15 protein-coding genes and 1 pseudogene are annotated in these 16921 nt (G+C 60.3%); 8 read left to right on the top strand and 8 right to left on the bottom strand.

Translation table 11 applies throughout. The features are described from left to right. Positions 1 to 45: 45 nt before the first annotated feature. Together GA829_RS33045 and pxpB are read right to left on the bottom strand one after the other, a co-directional pair. A complete protein-coding gene (locus GA829_RS33045) occupies positions 46 to 1095 on the bottom strand; it encodes a 5-oxoprolinase subunit C family protein (protein ID WP_195180027.1) in 1050 nt (349 codons plus the stop codon). Continuing rightward, complete coding sequence (gene pxpB, locus GA829_RS33040; RefSeq protein ID WP_195180026.1) at positions 1092 to 1811, bottom strand: 5-oxoprolinase subunit PxpB; 720 nt, start codon at positions 1809 to 1811, stop codon at positions 1092 to 1094. Before pxpB ends, GA829_RS33045 begins: the two co-directional genes overlap by 4 nt. Before the next feature lie 237 nt (positions 1812 to 2048). Between pxpB and GA829_RS33035 the strand changes: the two genes are divergently transcribed. The 3 genes and pseudogenes from GA829_RS33035 to GA829_RS33025 all read left to right on the top strand — a co-directional run bounded on the left by GA829_RS33035 (position 2049) and on the right by GA829_RS33025 (position 5292). Further along, positions 2049 to 2819 (top strand): LamB/YcsF family protein, encoded by a 771-nt coding sequence (locus GA829_RS33035; protein ID WP_195180025.1) that lies wholly within the window; start codon positions 2049 to 2051, stop codon positions 2817 to 2819. Between the two features lie 702 nt (positions 2820 to 3521). Continuing rightward, positions 3522 to 4366: pseudogene (locus GA829_RS33030) on the top strand (IS5 family transposase). Positions 4367 to 4467: 101 nt separating this feature from the next. Continuing rightward, a complete protein-coding gene (locus tag GA829_RS33025; protein WP_195180024.1) occupies positions 4468 to 5292 on the top strand; it encodes an IS5 family transposase in 825 nt (274 codons plus the stop codon). 39 nt (positions 5293 to 5331) lie between these two features. Here GA829_RS33025 and GA829_RS33020 read toward each other — a convergent pair whose 3' ends face one another. The 6 genes from GA829_RS33020 to GA829_RS32995 form a co-directional block, all read right to left on the bottom strand. Beyond that, positions 5332 to 5604: a hypothetical protein gene (locus GA829_RS33020; protein WP_195180023.1), complete on the bottom strand. Its 273-nt coding sequence runs from the start codon at positions 5602 to 5604 to the stop codon at positions 5332 to 5334. A gap of 426 nt (positions 5605 to 6030) precedes the next feature. Further along, a complete protein-coding gene (gene hydA, locus GA829_RS33015) occupies positions 6031 to 7581 on the bottom strand; it encodes a dihydropyrimidinase (protein ID WP_258052398.1) in 1551 nt (516 codons plus the stop codon). Further along, positions 7482 to 8498 carry an ABC transporter ATP-binding protein gene (locus tag GA829_RS33010; RefSeq protein ID WP_195180022.1) on the bottom strand — a complete coding sequence of 339 codons (1017 nt, stop codon included), beginning with the start codon at positions 8496 to 8498 and terminating at the stop codon, positions 7482 to 7484. The genes hydA and GA829_RS33010 overlap by 100 nt, the downstream gene beginning before the upstream one ends. Further along, a complete protein-coding gene (locus GA829_RS33005) occupies positions 8495 to 8713 on the bottom strand; it encodes an oligopeptide/dipeptide ABC transporter ATP-binding protein (RefSeq protein WP_258052426.1) in 219 nt (72 codons plus the stop codon). Before GA829_RS33005 ends, GA829_RS33010 begins: the two co-directional genes overlap by 4 nt. Positions 8714 to 8749: 36 nt before the next feature. After that, on the bottom strand, positions 8750 to 9748 hold the full coding sequence (locus GA829_RS33000; protein ID WP_195180021.1) for an IS5 family transposase: 999 nt from the start codon (positions 9746 to 9748) through the stop codon (positions 8750 to 8752). Positions 9749 to 9857: 109 nt separating this feature from the next. Next, the gene (locus GA829_RS32995; RefSeq protein ID WP_195180020.1) at positions 9858 to 10790 is read right to left on the bottom strand and encodes a LysR substrate-binding domain-containing protein; all 933 of its coding nucleotides are present in this window, start codon (positions 10788 to 10790) and stop codon (positions 9858 to 9860) included. Positions 10791 to 10912: 122 nt separating this feature from the next. Between GA829_RS32995 and GA829_RS32990 the strand changes: the two genes are divergently transcribed. Genes GA829_RS32990 through GA829_RS32970 form a run of 5 tightly spaced genes read left to right on the top strand, consistent with a single transcriptional unit; the run spans position 10913 to position 16920 of the window. Beyond that, on the top strand, positions 10913 to 11716 hold the full coding sequence (locus GA829_RS32990) for a substrate-binding periplasmic protein (RefSeq protein ID WP_195180019.1): 804 nt from the start codon (positions 10913 to 10915) through the stop codon (positions 11714 to 11716). 51 nt (positions 11717 to 11767) lie between these two features. Beyond that, complete coding sequence (locus GA829_RS32985) at positions 11768 to 12403, top strand: amino acid ABC transporter permease (protein ID WP_258052397.1); 636 nt, start codon at positions 11768 to 11770, stop codon at positions 12401 to 12403. A 16-nt stretch (positions 12404 to 12419) separates the two neighbouring features. After that, positions 12420 to 13211 (top strand): amino acid ABC transporter ATP-binding protein, encoded by a 792-nt coding sequence (locus GA829_RS32980; RefSeq protein WP_195180017.1) that lies wholly within the window; start codon positions 12420 to 12422, stop codon positions 13209 to 13211. Next, positions 13208 to 14887, top strand: coding sequence for a hydantoinase B/oxoprolinase family protein (locus tag GA829_RS32975; protein ID WP_195180016.1), 1680 nt, complete (start codon positions 13208 to 13210; stop codon positions 14885 to 14887). The genes GA829_RS32980 and GA829_RS32975 overlap by 4 nt, the downstream gene beginning before the upstream one ends. After that, on the top strand, positions 14887 to 16920 hold the full coding sequence (locus tag GA829_RS32970; protein ID WP_195180015.1) for a hydantoinase/oxoprolinase family protein: 2034 nt from the start codon (positions 14887 to 14889) through the stop codon (positions 16918 to 16920). Before GA829_RS32975 ends, GA829_RS32970 begins: the two co-directional genes overlap by 1 nt. The last annotated feature ends 1 nt before the right edge of the window (position 16921 follow it).

Raw genomic sequence — 16921 nt, 5'->3', positions numbered from 1 at the left:
GGCGGCGGGCGAGGATTGGACGATGGGTAGCGCATGGATTGATGGTCATTGCGAACTACCGTCCGGCGCCCAGTTCGGGGTGCCCATGTCATCAGCGGCGATTACGCCACTGATCAGGTTGCAGGACAACAAATAATCCGACTGCAGCAAACCCTCCGACTTTGGCAGCAATCCCGCCAGCGTGGCGCGTAAGCTCTTGGCATGGGCAAGCCATATGTCCTCGCCTTCGTCTCGTGAAACGACTGCGAAGCGCAGATGCGCGCCAGTGGACAGTTGCGCCAGCCGGGGCAGGTCCGCCGAGATCACCGTTGCAATCTTCGGATAGCCTCCCGTTGTCTGGCTCTCAGCCATCAGCACCATCGGCTGGCGCGAGCCAGGCACCTGAATCGAGCCGGGAACAACGGCGTCCGAAACGATATCGTGCCCGCGCACCGCAGGAATCTCGGAGCCATCCAGAACCATGGCCATACGGTCGCGTCGCGGCGTGACGACAAACGCCGAACGGCTCAGCAGCGCAAGGACATCCGGAGTAAAATAGTCGTCCTGCGGGCCGAGCACGATGCGGATCGAGCCTTGAATGAAGGGGCGCTGCGGTATTCCGGGACGCAGGCACACGTCCTGCGCAGCATCCGGGCCTAGCGGCAGGATATCGCCCGCTCGCAGGATGCGGCCTTCCACTCCGCCAAGTCCGCTGCGCAGGTGCGTGGAGCGCGATCCCAGTGTCGGCGGCACGGAGATACCTCCGGAAAAGCCGATGTAGCCCCACACAGCGCCGCCTAGCATCCCAACCTTCAGCACCTCGCCGGGATTCAGCCGGTAGCTCTCGCCTTGCACGAGTGGCCGGTCATCAACGCGGAGGTCGCAATCGCCGCCGGTCACGGCAAATCGCAGAGGACGACTGGTCGTGAAACTGCCGCCCAGGCTGGCGAATTCCAGCGCTGCCGCTGCGGGAGGGTTGCCGCAGAGCGCATTGGCCAGCGCGAGCGCGGGACCGTCCATTGGACCTGCTGTCGAGACGCCGAAGCGCCGCAACCCCTGCCTGCCGACATCCTGAACGGTCAGCATCGGGCCGGCGGAAAGAACCTCCACGCTCATGTCGCGCCGTCGGGTTCAATGACGGTGTCCCCGGCTGCGGCGCGTTCAGCCAACCGCGCTCCGGTCTCGTCGTCGATCGGCAAAAATCGTACCCGGTCACCGGCCTGGAGTAGAAACGGGACCGGGCGCGCCGGGTCGAGCACCCGCACAGGTGTCCAGCCGATAAAACGCCAGCCGGAGGGGCCGGCGACGGAGTTAACGCTGCCCTGCTGACCACCGATGCCAATGGCGCCGGCCGGAATGTTCTGGCGAGGCTTTTCCAGCCGTGGCGTGTGCAGGATGGGCGGCAATCCGCCCAGATAAGCCATGCCTGGCGCAAAACCGATCATGAAAACCCGATATTCATTCCCGGCATGAAGCTCGATCAGCTCCTGCGGCGAAAGGTGCTTCATGGCCGCGACCTCTTCCAGGTCTTGTCCGGCCTTTCCGCCATAGACTACCGGGATAGTCCAGCAGCGGCCTTGAGTATTGGAGATCTGTACATGTTGGGAAAGCGCGGCCAGTCGTTCCTCCAGCGCCCGCCCACGCACTATTTCGGGATCGTAGCGCACCAGCACCGAACGATACGTGGGCACGACCTCGATGACGCCGGCAATGGCCGCCGCAACCACCGCCGCTGCAAGCGCAATGACATGGGCGTTGACTTCCGCGTCAATGTGTTCGCCTAGCTGGAGCATCAAAGCGCTGTCGCCGCAAGGCAGGAAAGCGGGAGTCATGGCGTGACGCTAACCTTGCGCCGGTGCGCTTGGTTGCAAACGCTGGGTGCGTGCGCAGGCGTTGGCCTTTGCACATCGTGGCTGGAGTCCTTTCCACCAAAAGAACTTGCGATTTTGGTATACCACATGTATCCATTCTGAAGCGGCCGAAGGCGTCCTGTCAATCGGGTTCGGCTCTGTCCGTCAACTTTCAACAGATCTTGGGCGTCCCTGCGCCCAAATCCACCTAGGTCCGGAATGATGAAAAAGCTTGATCTCAACTGCGACATGGGCGAGAGCTTTGGTGCCTATGTGATTGGCGACGACGCCGCTATGTTGAAGCTGGTCACGACGGCCAACATAGCCTGCGGCTTCCACGCCGGAGACCCGGTTGTAATGCGCCGCACGATCCGCCAAGCGCGAGAGGATGGCGTCGCAGTGGGCGCGCATCCATCTTTCGCCGACCTTTATGGCTTCGGCCGCCGGCGCATCTCTGGCGAGCGACCCGAGGATCTCGAAGCTCAACTGATGTACCAGATTGTCGCCATGCAGGGCATGTGCGCGCTGGAAAGCCATCCCATGACCCATGTGAAGACCCATGGCGCACTGGGCAACATGGCGGCGGTGGACCCGGACCTTGCCGCGCTGTGCGTACGGGCGGTAAAGACTGTGGATCCGGCCTTGGTCTTTGTATCCCTTCCCTATTCCGAAACCTACAAGGCCGCCGAAGACGCCGGGCTTAGCGTGGCTTGCGAGATCTATGCCGACCGCACCTACACCGATGCCGGCGGGTTGACGCCTCGCAGCCAGCCTGGAGCTGTGATCCACGATTTGCTGCAAAGTGTAGAACAGGTCCTCGAGATGGTCGTGGGCGGCCACATTCCCACTACGGGAGGCAAGCGGCTCCCAGTCGATGCCACGACGCTTTGCGTCCATGGCGATACGCCCGGCGCGGTCGAGATCGTGCGCGCACTGCGTGCATCCCTTGCCGAAAACGGCGTGGAGATTGCGCCTTTCTCCAAGCCCTAGGATCCTTGCCGTGCTGCGAGAGAAACTTCGCAACGCCGGCCGACTTCCTGGATGAATGTGATCACTTGTTGTCCGGCCGATCCCAACCCGTGCGGGGCGGCGAGAGGGAGGAAGGCTGCGACGGCACGCAAATGAGATGCATGGTCACCCGCTGGCGAAACTCTCTCTCCAGCCATGCAGGAGAGCGGTGGCGAAAGGGGCCCAGCGCGGCAATCAGCCCTTTCGGTTCTCGGTGTTGTCTTTCCAGAATTTGACGACATAGTCGCTGACACAAGCATAATCCTTCCCTCCGCTGGCAGGCCGGTTCTGTCGACCAATCTTCGCCCGTTCCTCCTCGCCGCCATGGCACTCGTCGAACGACGGGGACTTGACATCCTGTAGACGCTCCAGTCCCACACCATGGTTACGAACCGGCCAAGGTTCGGTAATCTTGTATCCGACATGTTAACCCGAAAGCGCCGTCCCGGTCATCTCATTTATGCAGCAATAATGAGGCTTCGATAGCCGATCGTCTCAAATTTAAATAGACCGCCCGCAAAACCGACACATTCTTAAATTTAAATACAATAGAACAATAGTCGGGGTCAGCAGAGATGATAACCGGAATATTAGTCGGAAATTTTGTCTGAGTGTCGGTCCAGAAAGAAGTTGAATGATCTGAATCGGTTGTGATTCCATGGAGTTGATTTGATTCGACGGAGCATGGAAGCGACGTGGACGAAGGCGAACCGTGGGAAATACAAGCGTGATGGGTTGCGCTATCCGAGCGATCTGACGGACGCGGAATGGGAACTGGTCGAGCCTTTGATCCCGCCTGCCAAACGAGGCGGCCGCAGGCGCGAAGTCGATGTACGCGAGGTTGTCAACGGCCTGCTTTACGTTCTCAGCACAGGCTGCCAATGGCGGGCCGTGCCGAAGGACCTGCCGCCCAGGAGCACGCTGTTCAGCTATTTCGACCTGTGGAACTGGGATGGCACGCTTGCTCGCATTCACGAGGAACTCTACGTGAAATGCCGTGAGGCGATGGGGCGCGAGGCCAGCCCGACGGCGGCAATCATCGACAGCCAGAGCGTCAAGGGTGCTGAAAAAGGGGGCGTTGTATCGACCCGAGCGGGTATGATGCGGGGAAAAAGGTCAAGGGCAAGAAGCGCCATATCCTTGTCGATACGGTAGGGCTTCTACTGCACGCGTTGGTCCATCCGGCCGACATCCAGGATCGCGACAGCGGCGTGCTGGTCCTGAAGACGCTGTTCGGGCGTTATCCGTTCTTGCAAAAACTGTTCGCTGATGGCGGCTATCAGGGACCCGTCTTCGCCAAGGGTCAGAAGAAGGCCATGCCTGGGCTTGCGACCGCCATCATCAAGCGATCTGATGCCGCCAAGGGGTTTGAGGTTCTGCCGAGGCGTTGGGTGGTCGAACGGACTTTCGCGTGGCTGGGGCGATGCCGCAGGCTGGCCAAGGACTTCGAGAATCTCACCCGCAACGCGCTCGCTTTCCTCAAATTGGCTTCGATCCGCCTCATGCTGCGAAAGCTTTGTTCAAACTGAATAACTTTCCGGACCGACTCTGAGTGTCCGTTCCAAAAAGAGGTGAGTGATTTCAGCGGGTTGTGATTCTGTCGGATTGCTGAGATTCGACGGAGATCACGATGCCCTGGACCGAAATCACCCGACCATACTATGAGCGGCGTTGCAGCCGTTACGCAAGCGATGTGACGGATGTGGAATGGGCGCTGATTGAGCCGATGATGCCGGCGCCGAGCCGCGTCGGCCGACCTCGCAAGACGAACCTGCGAGAGGTCGTGAACGCGCTTTTGTATATCGCCTCCTCGGGCGGCGCGTGGCGGCTCCTGCCGAAGGACTTTCCGCCCTTCTCGACGGTGCAGAAATATTTCTATCGCTGGCGCGAGGACGGCCTGTTGCGGACCATCAGCAATGAACTCGCGATGGCGGCGCGCGAGCGGGAAGGCCGGGAGGCCAGCCCGACGGCCGGCGTCATCGACAGCCAGTCGGTCAAGACCACCGAAAGCGGCGGAATACGGGGCTTCGACGCCGGCAAAAAGATCATGGGCCGCAAGCGCCATATCGTCGTCGACACGCTCGGCCTGCTGGTCGGTCTCGTCATTCATGCCGCCGACATCCAGGATCGCGACGGCGCGCCGGCCGTTCTGAAATCGATCCTCAAACGCTGGCCGTGGCTGCGCCATGTCTTCGCCGATGGCGGCTATGCAGGACCGAAGCTGAAAGGCGCACTGCAAAAGATCGGCAAGTTCACGCTGGAAATCGTCAAGAGAACCGACAAGGCCAACGGCTTTCAGGTCCTGCCACGTCGCTGGGTGGTGGAGCGCACATTCGCATGGCTCGGCCGCTGCAGAAGACCCGCCAAGGACTTCGAGCGCACCATCGCTTCCGCCGAGGCATGGGTCTTCGTCGCCAACATCCGCCTGCTCACCCGCAGGATCGCAAGAGCTTGATATGAAGCCATTCTTTTTGAGTCAGGCTCTCAGGCTCGGCTACGGCGTGGTATGCCAATCGCAGCCAGTACCATAAGCGACATTGCTAGCAGGCAGATGCTGACGGCCGCGATGACCGGCGATATCTGCATGATGGTGTTGTTCCAGATGGCAATCGACAGCGTCGTCGTCGAGATCGGAAAGGAACAGCGAGATCAAAAGATCGTTGAAAGACAAAAGCAAGGCGAACAGACCCGCCGACATGATTGCCGGCGCGATGATCGGGAACGTAACAAGCCTGAAGGATTTCTCGTCAGGTGCGGCAAGTACCAAGCACCCGCGATTATAGCGAGGGCATAGAACAAAAGGAATTCCGGCGTCTCGGGTCGGGATCGGGCGGCAAGGTGCCAAAGTGCGATGAACCTGTGGGACGATGCCCGATGCCGACCGTCTGACGCACTGCGCCTTCGTGCGCGTGAAATTAATTAGGCGATCGGTATCGCGGATCTCATCGTGGTCAGCCCACAAAGACCGCGCTACACACGGACATATGACTGCACCGTCAGACGGCGATTTACGTGACGCCTTGCTAACCGGGCCGTTCCACGTATGCAGAGCCTCTATTGTGGGCCGATTGAGACACAAGCCGGCGCGCAATCAATTCTCCCCTCCGTTTCCCGAAGGGAATATTCACATATGAGATCAGATGGCAAAGCGGATCGGCGGGAATCTGCCCGTCGCCGGCTCCCCCGACGACGGCTACACCCCTTTGCTAGCCAAGTTCCATGAGGACCCTATGCGCCTGCCCGGGCCCGCAAGCAATTGCCCATCGGCGACGATCGTCTCGCCGCGAGAAATCACGATCTCGGGCCAGCCCGTCACGGTCCTACCAGCATAGGGGTTGTATCCGACATTGTCGTGCAGATCGTTGTCGCCATATCTCACCTGTCGCTTCGGATTCCAGATGGCGATGTCGCCATCCGCGCCCACGGCGATCCTTCCCTTGTCGCGCAGGCCGAAGATCTGCGCGGGCCGCGACGACGTCATCTGAACGAAGCGGCAAGCATCGAAGCGCCCTCGCGAAACCATCGCATCGAACAGGAGAGGCAGCCGCACCTCTAACCCCGGCATTCCGTTTGGAATCTCGTTGAAGGCAGGCGCCTTCCCCTTGTTCAGCTTCCCTGTTTCGTCGAACCTGAACGGGGCGTGATCGGAAGTCACGATCTGAAGATCGCCGCGCGTCAACCCCTCCCAAAGGGCGTCCTGATCCGCAACCTCGCGCTGCGGCGGGCTGCACACGAACTTCGCGCCTTCGATACCGGGGCGGTCGAGCACGTCGGCGGTCATCAGGAGATAATGCGTGCAGGTTTCCGCGAAGACCTTCGCTCCGCGCGCGCGCGCCTCGCGTACGGCTTCGACCCCTTCGCGCGTCGAAATGTGGAACAACATGATTGGCTGGTCGAGGAACTCTGAAAACCGGATCATCCGGCAGACGGCTTCGGCCTCGGCAAGCCTGGTATGGGATTGAGCATGGAACTTCGGCGCCACATTGCCGGCGACGAGGTTGCGGCGCACGGCATGCTGTATCATGTCGTGGTTTTCGGCATGGATGCAGACGAGCCCACCGACTTTGCGGGCGAGCGCGAACACGGCCAAGATCTGCGCATCGCTCAGCCGGATCGCATAGGTGGTGAATATTTTCAGCGAGCGGTGGCCATCGGTTGCGAGCGCCGCGATATCGGCCTCGAGCGCCTCGAGCGCCTCGAGCGCCTCGACCTCGGGATCCGATACGATGATATGAAATGCATAGTCGACCATGGCGCCGCGCGCCGCGAGAGCCGAATAGTCCTTAACCACGGCCGCCACGCGGTTGCCCTTGTGCTGCGCGGCATGGGAGACCACGGTGGTGTTGCCACCAAACGCCGCCGACCTCGTGGCGGTCTCGAACGTGTCGGCGTTGAGCAGGCCGTTTCCCGACACCTGCTCGATATGGCAATGGGTGTCGACGCCGCCGGGCATCACCAGCCGCCCCGCTGCATCAATGGTCTGCTTTGCATCGCCAAGTGCCTCGCCGAGCGCAACGACGCGCCCCTCGGAAATGCCGACATCGGCACGCTGCATGTGATCGGCATTCACCACGATGCCGCCCTGGATGACAAGATCGAGTTTTGTGGACAATTTCAGGCTCCGTTCGTTCGCGCTGCGCGCGGCTAGTGTGCGGCCATCACGTCTCCCGCATCCGCTGGCGCGATCGAATTCACCACATGGCAGGCGACACCGCCGATGAGTTCGGGCACGTTGATCCGGCAACGCGCCACCGCTAGGGGACAGCGCGGATGAAAGGCACAGCCGCTTGGCGGATTGATCGGACTTGGGATCTCTCCGATAACGCGCTTCTTGCGGCCGCCCGACCCTTCGAGATGCGGCACGGCATCCATCAGCATCCGCGTATAAGGATGGCGGGGATTGCCGAATATCAGTTCCTTGTCGCCGATTTCGACGATCCGCCCCATGTAGAGCACACCGACACGGGCAGCGACATGCCGCACGACGGCAAGGTCGTGGCTGATGAAAAGATAGGTGAGGCCAAGCCGCTTCTGTAGCGCCTGCATTAAATTAAGAATCTGTGCCTGGACGGAGACGTCGAGCGCCGATGTCGGCTCGTCGCAGACTATGAACTCGACGTCGGAGGCAAGCGCACGCGCGATCGCGACGCGCTGGCGCTGGCCACCAGAGAACTGGTGGGGAAATTTGCGGCCGTCATCGGGGTGCATGCCGACCATCCTAAGCAGCCTCGCGACTTCCTGCGAGATCCTTTCCCTGCTCACGCCCTTTTGCAGCGTGCGGATCGGTTCGGCGACGATCCGCTCGACCCGCCAGCGCGGATTGAGACTGGCATAAGGACTTTGGAACACCATTTGGATCCGGGAGCGTGAGTCCTGCGTAACCCTGGCGTCACCGGCAGACCGGCGCTCGCCAATGGCGACTTCACCGCTGGAACTGCTAAGCAACCCGCTGATGATACGGGCAAGCGTGGATTTTCCCGAGCCGGACTCGCCGACTAGCGCGAACGTTTCGCCGCGCCTTATCTCGAAATTCACGTCGACCAGCGCATTGACGATCTGCTTCTTCTTGCCGGTAAGCTTCCTGTTGAGCCAGCTATCGGAGATGTCGAACCGCTTGCTCAGCCCCTTCACAGTCACGAGCACATCGTCCTGGACAGTCATGCATCCTCTCCCTGTCGATGATAGAGATGGCAGGCGACCATGCGATCACGATGAGGCAGCAACCCCGGCCGGATGCGACTGCAAGGCTCGAACCCCTCAGCGCATCGGGGATGAAAGGCGCAGCCGACCGGAATCCGCGACAGGCTGGGCATGGAGCCGGGAATCTGCACCAACTCCGCAGCATTACCCGTGAGTGATGGCGTTGGTGCGCGGATCGGCAGAAGGTCAGCATTCGCTCTTTGAGATGCCGCCTATTTCGTTGCCTCCGCCGATACCTCGCAACGAACGGATTTCGGGCGTCCACAGGCAAGCATTCGATTCAAAATGGTGACGCCGATCGCAGCCTCTGTCTGTTGAGCAAGGAATGAGCGAGCACGCAAACGCGGCCCAATGACGCCCTTGTATCGGCCCATCGCGGTTTCAGCCAAAGCTCTTTTGCCATAGCCGGTAGATGTCTGCCATTTCAGCCGGCCATCTATCTGCATGGATGCAATGTGGTCGTCTCTCTGACAGCACGACTGGGCGCTGGGTCGTTCAACCGCATTCGATCGTGGTGGAATGACGACCTTAGCACCTGCACTATGACGCAGCACAGCGTCGTAGGTTGGATAGCCATCATAGGCTCCATCCGCAGTGAACTGGCCGATCTCTTCGTTGATCTGGTCCAGCAACGGCTCCAATTGCGAGGCATCGCCTGTCTCCTGATCTGTCAGACTATGTGCAATGACCTCGCCACTGTCGGCATCAACCGCCAAGTGCAGTTTTCGCCAGCCACGCCGGGACTTTGCCCCATGCTTTTCTTCCAGCCACTGGCCGGCGCCATAGATCTTCAGCCCGGTGCTGTCGACCAGAACGTGAATGGAGCCGCCCGCCACATGCTGTCGGTCGTTGCTTCTGCCGGATGGCTTCCAGGTTCTGGCCCTCCGGCTCAACGTGGTGTGATCGGGCACAGACAGATCCAATCCCATCATATCAAGCACCGAACGCAAAAGTCCTTCGCTTTGGCGCAGCCGCAGCCCAAACACCATGCCCAGCATCAAAGTAGTTTCGATAGCCAGATCAGAGTAGCGCGGCTGGCCACCACGCGTCTTGCGACGCGGGGCGGCCCAACCGAGAAGAGCTTCCGGCGTGACCCAAACGGTCAAACTGCAACGGCGGCAAAGGCCCGCCTCATATTCCGCCCAGTTCATCACTTTGAACTTCATTTTACCGATGCGATGACGGCGATCGGCGTTATGTTTGTGTGGCATGCTGGTTCATTCAAGCTGGTGGGGATCTCAGCCGAATAAGCAAAAATCGTTGAAAATCTTATTCGTGCACCAACGCTATCGAGCAGAGCAATGCGCTTCATCCTCGTGCTCAGATGCCAGACGGATCAAATGGCGCAAGGGTACGCGTTTCGGCAACGATCCAGTCCTCAAAAAGTGTCGCTTCCGGTTGTGGTGCACCATCGACAGATCTCACCACAAAGAAAGCCGGCTTCAGCGTTAGCGACGTGGACATGCAGCGCACCAGGGACATGTTGTCCAATAGATCGTCGATGAGATGCCCCCACCCTAGCGCTACGCCCTGTCCGTCGACGGCTGCTTGAATCAGCAACGGATAGTTGTTGAAATGCAGGCCTGCGGCACGAGTTGGTTCCACGATGCCGACCGCTTTGAACCAGACCGCCCAGTCCGCGTCTTGTGAATTGGGCTCGTCGAGGTGGAGCAAAGCGGCGGAACGCAAGTCGTCGCTGGTCATCAAGTTGGAATAGCGGGCAAGATAGGCCGGGCTACAGACGGGAAAAAGCTCAATCCCGAAAAGTTTTTGGCATTTCGTTCCCTGCCATTGTCCCATTCCATAGCGGATGGCGATGTCGATGCGCTCGCTTGGCAGATCGAGCAAGGAATCGGTCGCGATGAGCTTCAGATCGATGTCGGGATATGCTGCGCGGAACTTGGCAATCCGCGGCATCAGCCATACTGAAGCGAGGGCGATCGTCGTGGTTACCGAAATTCGGCCTGGTTGGGAATGCTGCCTGACCTCCTCCACCGCATCCAGAATATGATTAAGGCCAAAGGTGACGGCTGCGTAGAGCCGCCGGCCAGCCGAGGTCAGAAGGAGGCCACGGTTGCTGCGCTGGAAGAGGCGCACGCCAAGGGCAGCTTCGAGGAATTGTATTTGCTTGCTGACGCCGGCCTGGGACATGCCCACCTCTCGGCCGGCAGAGGTGAAATTCAGCAGTCGTCCAGCGGACTCAAAAACCACGAGCGCACGTGGCTGGGGCAGCTTGCGCAGGGACTTTACCATAACTACCAGTTATCATGAGACTGACAAGATTCAATCTATCTAAACCCTTCGACGTCAGCAAGGATCAGGTTAGGACGCAAACAAGGCGATCCGCCAAGATCAAAATTCAGAGGGGTCTGATCATGACAACGGTAAATACACTGCGTCGGATGCCGAAACTAGGCGCGCTCATTGCGACCGCTGTCGTGACATTGAGCGCCGGCTCAGTTTCCGCCGACACGCTCGATAATATTAGACAGTCGAAGATCCTGCGCGTCTGCGGGGTGGACGGGCTTCTGCCTTATTCGAGCTCGGACGCGTCGACGCCTGGTTTCGAAGTCGAGATCGCTGGAAAGATGGCGGAGGCGCTTGGGGCGAAAGCGGAGCCCGTCTGGGTGAGCTGGGATGCGTTGATCCCTGCACTCACGTCGGATCGCTGCGACGCTATCATAAACGGGCTCTTCATCACGCCTGAGCGCGAGAAGGTCATCGCGTTCTCCGCGCCCTATTATGCTTCCGGCGAAACGATCCTGGTGCGCAAGGACAACGACAGCGTTCACGGGCTCGCGGACCTGAACGGAAAGCGGGTCGGCGTGCTCGCTGGCTCCGTGACAGTCCAGCACATGGAAAACAAGAAGATGGGCGTTCCAGAGGTCTATCCTGATCAAAACACGATCATCCTCGAACTGAACAACGGACGCATCGACGCCGCTTATCTCGAAGCCCCGTCGGCGGCTTGGGTTCTCGCAAAGGATCCGACGCTCAACATCAAGATCGTTGACGAGTTCGTGCCGGACGAGCGCTTCAACGCTGGCGTAGGCCTCCGCAAGGGAGACGAAAGTCTAAAAAAGGCTTTTGATGAGGTGGTGACCAAGCTGCGTGACGACGGAACCATCAAGAACATACTCCATCACTACCAGGTTCCGTTCTTCCCGATCGCCAACTAGGCCGCGTGAAATCTTATGGAATCTCTCAGGTCTTCGCTCGTCGCGCAGGTCATGCCCCTTCTGCTCAAAGGGGCGGTGACGACCGTAACGATCTCGGTATGCGCGATGAGCCTGGCTCTCGTTCTTGGCCTCGTTGCCGCCATTGGGCGAATGAGTCGCAGGCGGTCGCTACGGTTCATTTCCGGCTTCTACGTCGAGGTTATCCGCGGGACGCCGCTGCTCGTTCAACTGTTCATCGTCTACTACGGACTGCCGAGTTACGGAATCCGGCTTGAGCCGTTCATGGCGGGGTTCCTGACGCTCGGCATACACTACGGCGCCTATCTGTCCGAGGTCTACCGCGCCGGCATTCTCTCCGTTGATCGCGGCCAGTGGGAGGCGGCGGCATCGATCGGGATGACACGTTCGAGCGTGCTTCGCGTGATCATCTTGCCGCAGGCTATACGCGTGATCCTTCCGCCAATCGGCAACTACTTCATTTCCATGCTCAAGGATTCCGCCCTGACCGCAACCATTACCGTCTCCGAGCTGCTGCGCGCAGGCCAGCTTCGCGTCGCGATCACCTTCAGGGCGATGGACATCTATCTGATGGTCGCCGCGATCTATCTGACGCTTTCGTATCCACTTTCCATTTTGATCCGCTGGCTGGAAAAGCGCAGCTCGCGGGGGTTCGACGCCCATGAATGACAGAGCTGACAAGGCGATGATCGAACTCGCGGGTATTACCAAGCGTTTCGGGTCCCACGTTGCGCTGAACGCCGTGGATCTGACTGTGAGCCAGGGTGAGATCGTTGTGATCATCGGGCCAAGCGGATCGGGCAAAAGTACGTTGCTTCGCTGCATCAACCTGCTGGAGGTGCCAAGCGAAGGACGCCTCACGATCGATCAAAAGGTTATTTTCGATAGACCTCCAGGGAGCCCCAAGTTGCATTTTCGCCGGATGGATGAAATCGCGCTCAAAGCGCGCCGTCAAAGTGCGATGGTGTTCCAGCGGTTCAACCTGTTCCCGCATCTCAACGTGCTCGCCAACGTCACGGTCGGGCCGATTAAGGTCAGCCGGCAGACGCGCGGCGAGGCCGAAACGGCAGCGCGCGCACTGCTGGAAAAAGTCGGACTGAGCGCCAAGCTCGACGCCTATCCGGCCGAACTGTCCGGAGGCCAGCAGCAGCGCGTGGCGATTGCCCGTGCTTTGGCGATGAATCCGAAGATCCTGTTGTTCGACGAGCCGACCTCGGCGCTTGATCCGGAACTCGTCGGCGAGGTGCTGAAGGTCATCAAGGACATCGCGCATGACGGCGTAACGAAAGTCATCGTCACACACGAAATGGGCTTCGCCCGCGAAATCGCCGACCGTGTCGTCATGGTCGACCATGGCCGCATCCTCGAGGTGGGAAAACCCGCCGAGATATTCACCAGACCGCGTACGGAGCGTGCCCAGGCCTTTCTGCGGTGCCTGTTCGAACGCGAAGCTACACTCAAGGAGGTCGTTTCTTGACCATCGAACCGGTAACGCTCAACGTTTTGATGAGCGCATTCCATGCCATCAGCGAGGAGATGGGCGTCAACCTATTGTTGACCGCTCGCTCGACCATCATCCGCGAAGCGCGGGACTGTTCCTGTGCGATGCTCGACGCCCAGGGCCGCATCGTGGCCGAAGCCGAGCACATTCCCGTGCAGATGAGTTCGCTGTCGCTGCCGATGCAGGCCTGTCTGGCAAAATACGAGGGCCGGATCGACGAAGACGAGGTCTTCGTCACCAACGACCCGTTTATCGGCGGGCAGCATTTGCAGGACATCACCATCTTCACGCCGATCTATCGGAGTGGTGTTCTGCTGGGCTTTGCAGCCAGCATCGCGCACCACGTCGACATTGGCGGTGGAAGTGCCGGGCTGACCCTTGGCGCGCGGGAGTTCTACGAGGAAGGCCTGCGCTTTACAGCCCTCAGGCTCAATCGTAACCGCGACTTCGTCAAAGGCGGGGTTTTTTACGATCTCGTTCATGCCAATTTCCGCGCCCCCGGTGTGACCTGGGGCGACATCCAGGCACAACTAGCGGCCAACGATGTAGGTCGGCGCCGCGTCCTCGAGCTCGCCGACCGTTACGGCGCAGGTACGTTGACCCAGTACATGAGCGCGGCCATGGACCACTCTGAAAAGCTGATGCGCAAGGCCATCGCCGCCATTCCCTACGGCAGCTATTCGAGCGAAGATCAGATCGACGACAGCATCGGCAGCACGGATTCAATCCCGATCAAGGTGACGCTTGAAATCGATAGGAAGGGCATTCATGTCGACCTGACCGGGTCTTCCCCTCAGATCGCCGAATTCCTGAACGTACCGTTCGGATCGACCTGTTCAAGCGCATTCAGCGCGATCAAGATGGGCATTACCGCCGGCCGGGATACGATACCGGCTAATGATGGATGCTATCGGCCGATCCGGATTACCGCGCCGCTTGGATCCATTCTCAACCCGCTCCCCCCTGCCGCGACCCGTGCCCGGATGTGTGGCGCCTACCGCGTCTTTGACGCTATCCTGCTCGCTTTGCGCCAAGCGATACCGGACCGCGTCGCCGGCCTCGGCTTTCATGTGAACACCACGGTCGGGCTGACGCGCCAGACCGGCGCCGATTACAGCATCTTCATCGAGGATATCGGTGGCGGTTGGGGCGGCACGCCAATCGGCGACGGGGCCGATATGCTCGACGCGCCGCTGTCCAATTGCCGTATCACCCCGGCCGAAGCACTGGAACTTGACCATCCGTTCATTCGGGTACGCCGTTACGAATTGCTGCCCGATACCGGAGGCGCGGGGAAGTTTCGCGGCGGGTTGGGTTCGGTGCGAGAATTTGAAGTGCTCGACGACGGCGTCAACTTCTTCGGGTATGCTGATCGTCATCGCTTTCCACCTACCGGGGCGGCGGGCGGTGCCCCTGGAACCGTCGGAAGCTTCTCAATCCTGCGCGACAACGAGGAGATTCGCCTGCCCTCCAAGACCGGCTGTTCGCTAAACAGAGGTGACGTCGTGCGCGTCGTCTCGGGCGGCGGCGGGGGATTTGGCGATCCGGGCCAAAGGAGCACCAAACTGATCGACGCCGATCTGCTGGCCGGAAAGGTCACCCGAAATTCAGAGCGAGGAGCTGTTGCTCCGGCTAAGGGAGCGCACTCATAATGACGACCGCGACAGCACATACCTATGACATCGGGATCGATGTCGGAGGAACGTTTACCGACGTCGTCATGATTGGTTCCGACGGCCGAGTAAAGGTCACGAAGGGACCGTCAACGCCCAAAGACCAGTCGGTCGGCGCCGCGGATGCGGCAAGCCGTCTCGGCCAGCCACTTTCGACCCTGCGCTCCATCGTGCACGGCACCACCGTCGCCACCAACGCGATCCTCGAACGCAAGGGCGCGGTGATCGCGCTCGTCACCACTGCTGGGTTCCGTGACGTGCTGGAATTGCAGCGGCAAGAGCGAGGCAACATCTGGGATCTTTACATACGTAAAATCGAGCCGCTGGTGCCTCGTCATCTGCGCTTCGAGGTCAACGAACGGATTGGTGCGAATGGACGAGTCGTCGAATCGCTGGACGAGACAGGAATCCGGGCATTGGCGGACACGTTGCGCGATGCAGGCGTGGAAGCAGTCGCGGTCAGTTTCATCAACGCTTATGCAAATCCCGATCATGAGGAACGGGCGGCGGCCATCCTCGCCGGCCTGCTGCCGTCCTGCTATGTGGTGCGATCGAGTGCGATCGCACCACATTTTCGGGAATACGAGCGCACCAGCACCACGACGATATCGGGATATGTCGGACCAAAAGTATCCCACTATCTAGATCGCTTCGCGGGGCGGTTCGCCGACAAGGGCTTCGACGGTGGCATCTATGTGATGGGCTCGAACGGCGGCGTACTGCCGCTTGCGATGACGGGCGCGTACGCTGCGACTACCTGTCTGTCGGGGCCAGCCGGCGGCGTGCTCGCGACCCAGCATCTGGCGCGGCAGAAGGGGGTGAACAACCTAATCTCGTTCGACATGGGCGGCACCAGCACCGATGTCTGCGTCATCGCCGGACAAGACGCCGTGATCTCGACCCGCTTTCACATAGATGGTCTTCCGATCACCCTGCCCATGTTCGCCATCGAGACAGTCAGTGCAGGCGGCGGATCGATCGCAACGCTGGATGACGGCGGCATGCTGAAGGTCGGTCCGCAAAGCGCCGGCGCACAGCCTGGTCCCGCCTGTTATGGGCGCGGTGGAGAACGCCCGACCGTTACTGACGCGTTGTGCGCGCTCGGCCTACTGCGGGACGGCCTGTTCTTCGGTGGCGAGATTCGCCTTGACGCCGATGCCGCACGACAGGCTTTCGAGCCAGTCGCGAAAGCTATGGAGGTCTCTCCCGAGAACGTCGCCGCGATGACGCTGAAGCTCGCAAACGTCAAGATGGCCAACGCGGTCAGGCTGGTGACCGTACGGGAGGGACACGACCCGCGCGATTTCTCGCTGGTAGCGTTTGGTGGCGCCGGTCCACTGCATGCTTGCAGCGTTGCCGACGAAATTGGCATTGACCATGTCATCGTCCCGCGCTTTCCGGGCGCCTTTTCCGCCCTGGGCCTGCTCTCGGCCAACCTGCGCAGGGATTATCTTCGCGCCTGGCCGGTGCGCCTGACCGACATTTCGGATGACGCGCTTCGCGACGAACTCGCGGCCCTGCGTCGTTCGGCCGAAACTGAAATGACCGCGCTTGCCGCAGGTAGAACGATCGACTGGATGTGCCATGCGGATGTACGCTATGTCGGCCAGGCATCAGAGTTGCTGGTTCCCATCGCCTTACCTGACAGTACCACTCTGGCGGACCTGGCCGAGGGGTTCCATGCGCTGCATCTGGCAAAATTCGGTTACGACGATCCCGACGCAGGCATAGAGTTGATGAATGTGCGCGTGACCGGCTTTGCTGTCGTGGCCGTGCCGTCCATGCCGGTGATGATGCAGGGCGCATGGGCGCCCCCGGTAGTCGAGCACACCAGGATGCCTGGAGCTGAACGCTGCCTATTCGCGGATCGCGATGGGCTTGGCGCCAACGGCGAACTTGCAGGTCCGGCGATTGTCACCGAGCCGACCGCAACGTCCTTCGTGCCGCCGGGTTGGCGTCTCGAAGTAGACGCCTGGGGGCATCTCGACCTTCGGCGCATTGACCAGAATTGAG

Origin of the sequence: Mesorhizobium sp. INR15, assembly GCF_015500075.1 — a bacterium.
In the GTDB taxonomy this organism is placed as follows: domain Bacteria; phylum Pseudomonadota; class Alphaproteobacteria; order Rhizobiales; family Rhizobiaceae; genus Mesorhizobium.
The sequence above is the reverse complement of the archived record's forward strand: the minus strand, read 5'-3'. Positions and strand labels throughout refer to the sequence as shown.

Coding starts and splice junctions, on each gene's coding strand:
- GA829_RS32970 (WP_195180015.1), top strand. CDS start 14,887: ATGACGACCGCGACAGCACATACCTATGACATCGGGATCGATGTCGGA.
- GA829_RS33000 (WP_195180021.1), bottom strand. CDS start 9,748: ATGCCACACAAACATAACGCCGATCGCCGTCATCGCATCGGTAAAATG.
- pxpB (WP_195180026.1), bottom strand. CDS start 1,811: ATGACTCCCGCTTTCCTGCCTTGCGGCGACAGCGCTTTGATGCTCCAG.
- GA829_RS33010 (WP_195180022.1), bottom strand. CDS start 8,498: ATGACTGTCCAGGACGATGTGCTCGTGACTGTGAAGGGGCTGAGCAAG.
- GA829_RS33035 (WP_195180025.1), top strand. CDS start 2,049: ATGATGAAAAAGCTTGATCTCAACTGCGACATGGGCGAGAGCTTTGGT.
- GA829_RS32995 (WP_195180020.1), bottom strand. CDS start 10,790: ATGGTAAAGTCCCTGCGCAAGCTGCCCCAGCCACGTGCGCTCGTGGTT.
- GA829_RS32980 (WP_195180017.1), top strand. CDS start 12,420: ATGATCGAACTCGCGGGTATTACCAAGCGTTTCGGGTCCCACGTTGCG.
- GA829_RS33025 (WP_195180024.1), top strand. CDS start 4,468: ATGCCCTGGACCGAAATCACCCGACCATACTATGAGCGGCGTTGCAGC.
- GA829_RS33045 (WP_195180027.1), bottom strand. CDS start 1,095: ATGAGCGTGGAGGTTCTTTCCGCCGGCCCGATGCTGACCGTTCAGGAT.
- GA829_RS32990 (WP_195180019.1), top strand. CDS start 10,913: ATGACAACGGTAAATACACTGCGTCGGATGCCGAAACTAGGCGCGCTC.
- GA829_RS32985 (WP_258052397.1), top strand. CDS start 11,768: ATGCCCCTTCTGCTCAAAGGGGCGGTGACGACCGTAACGATCTCGGTA.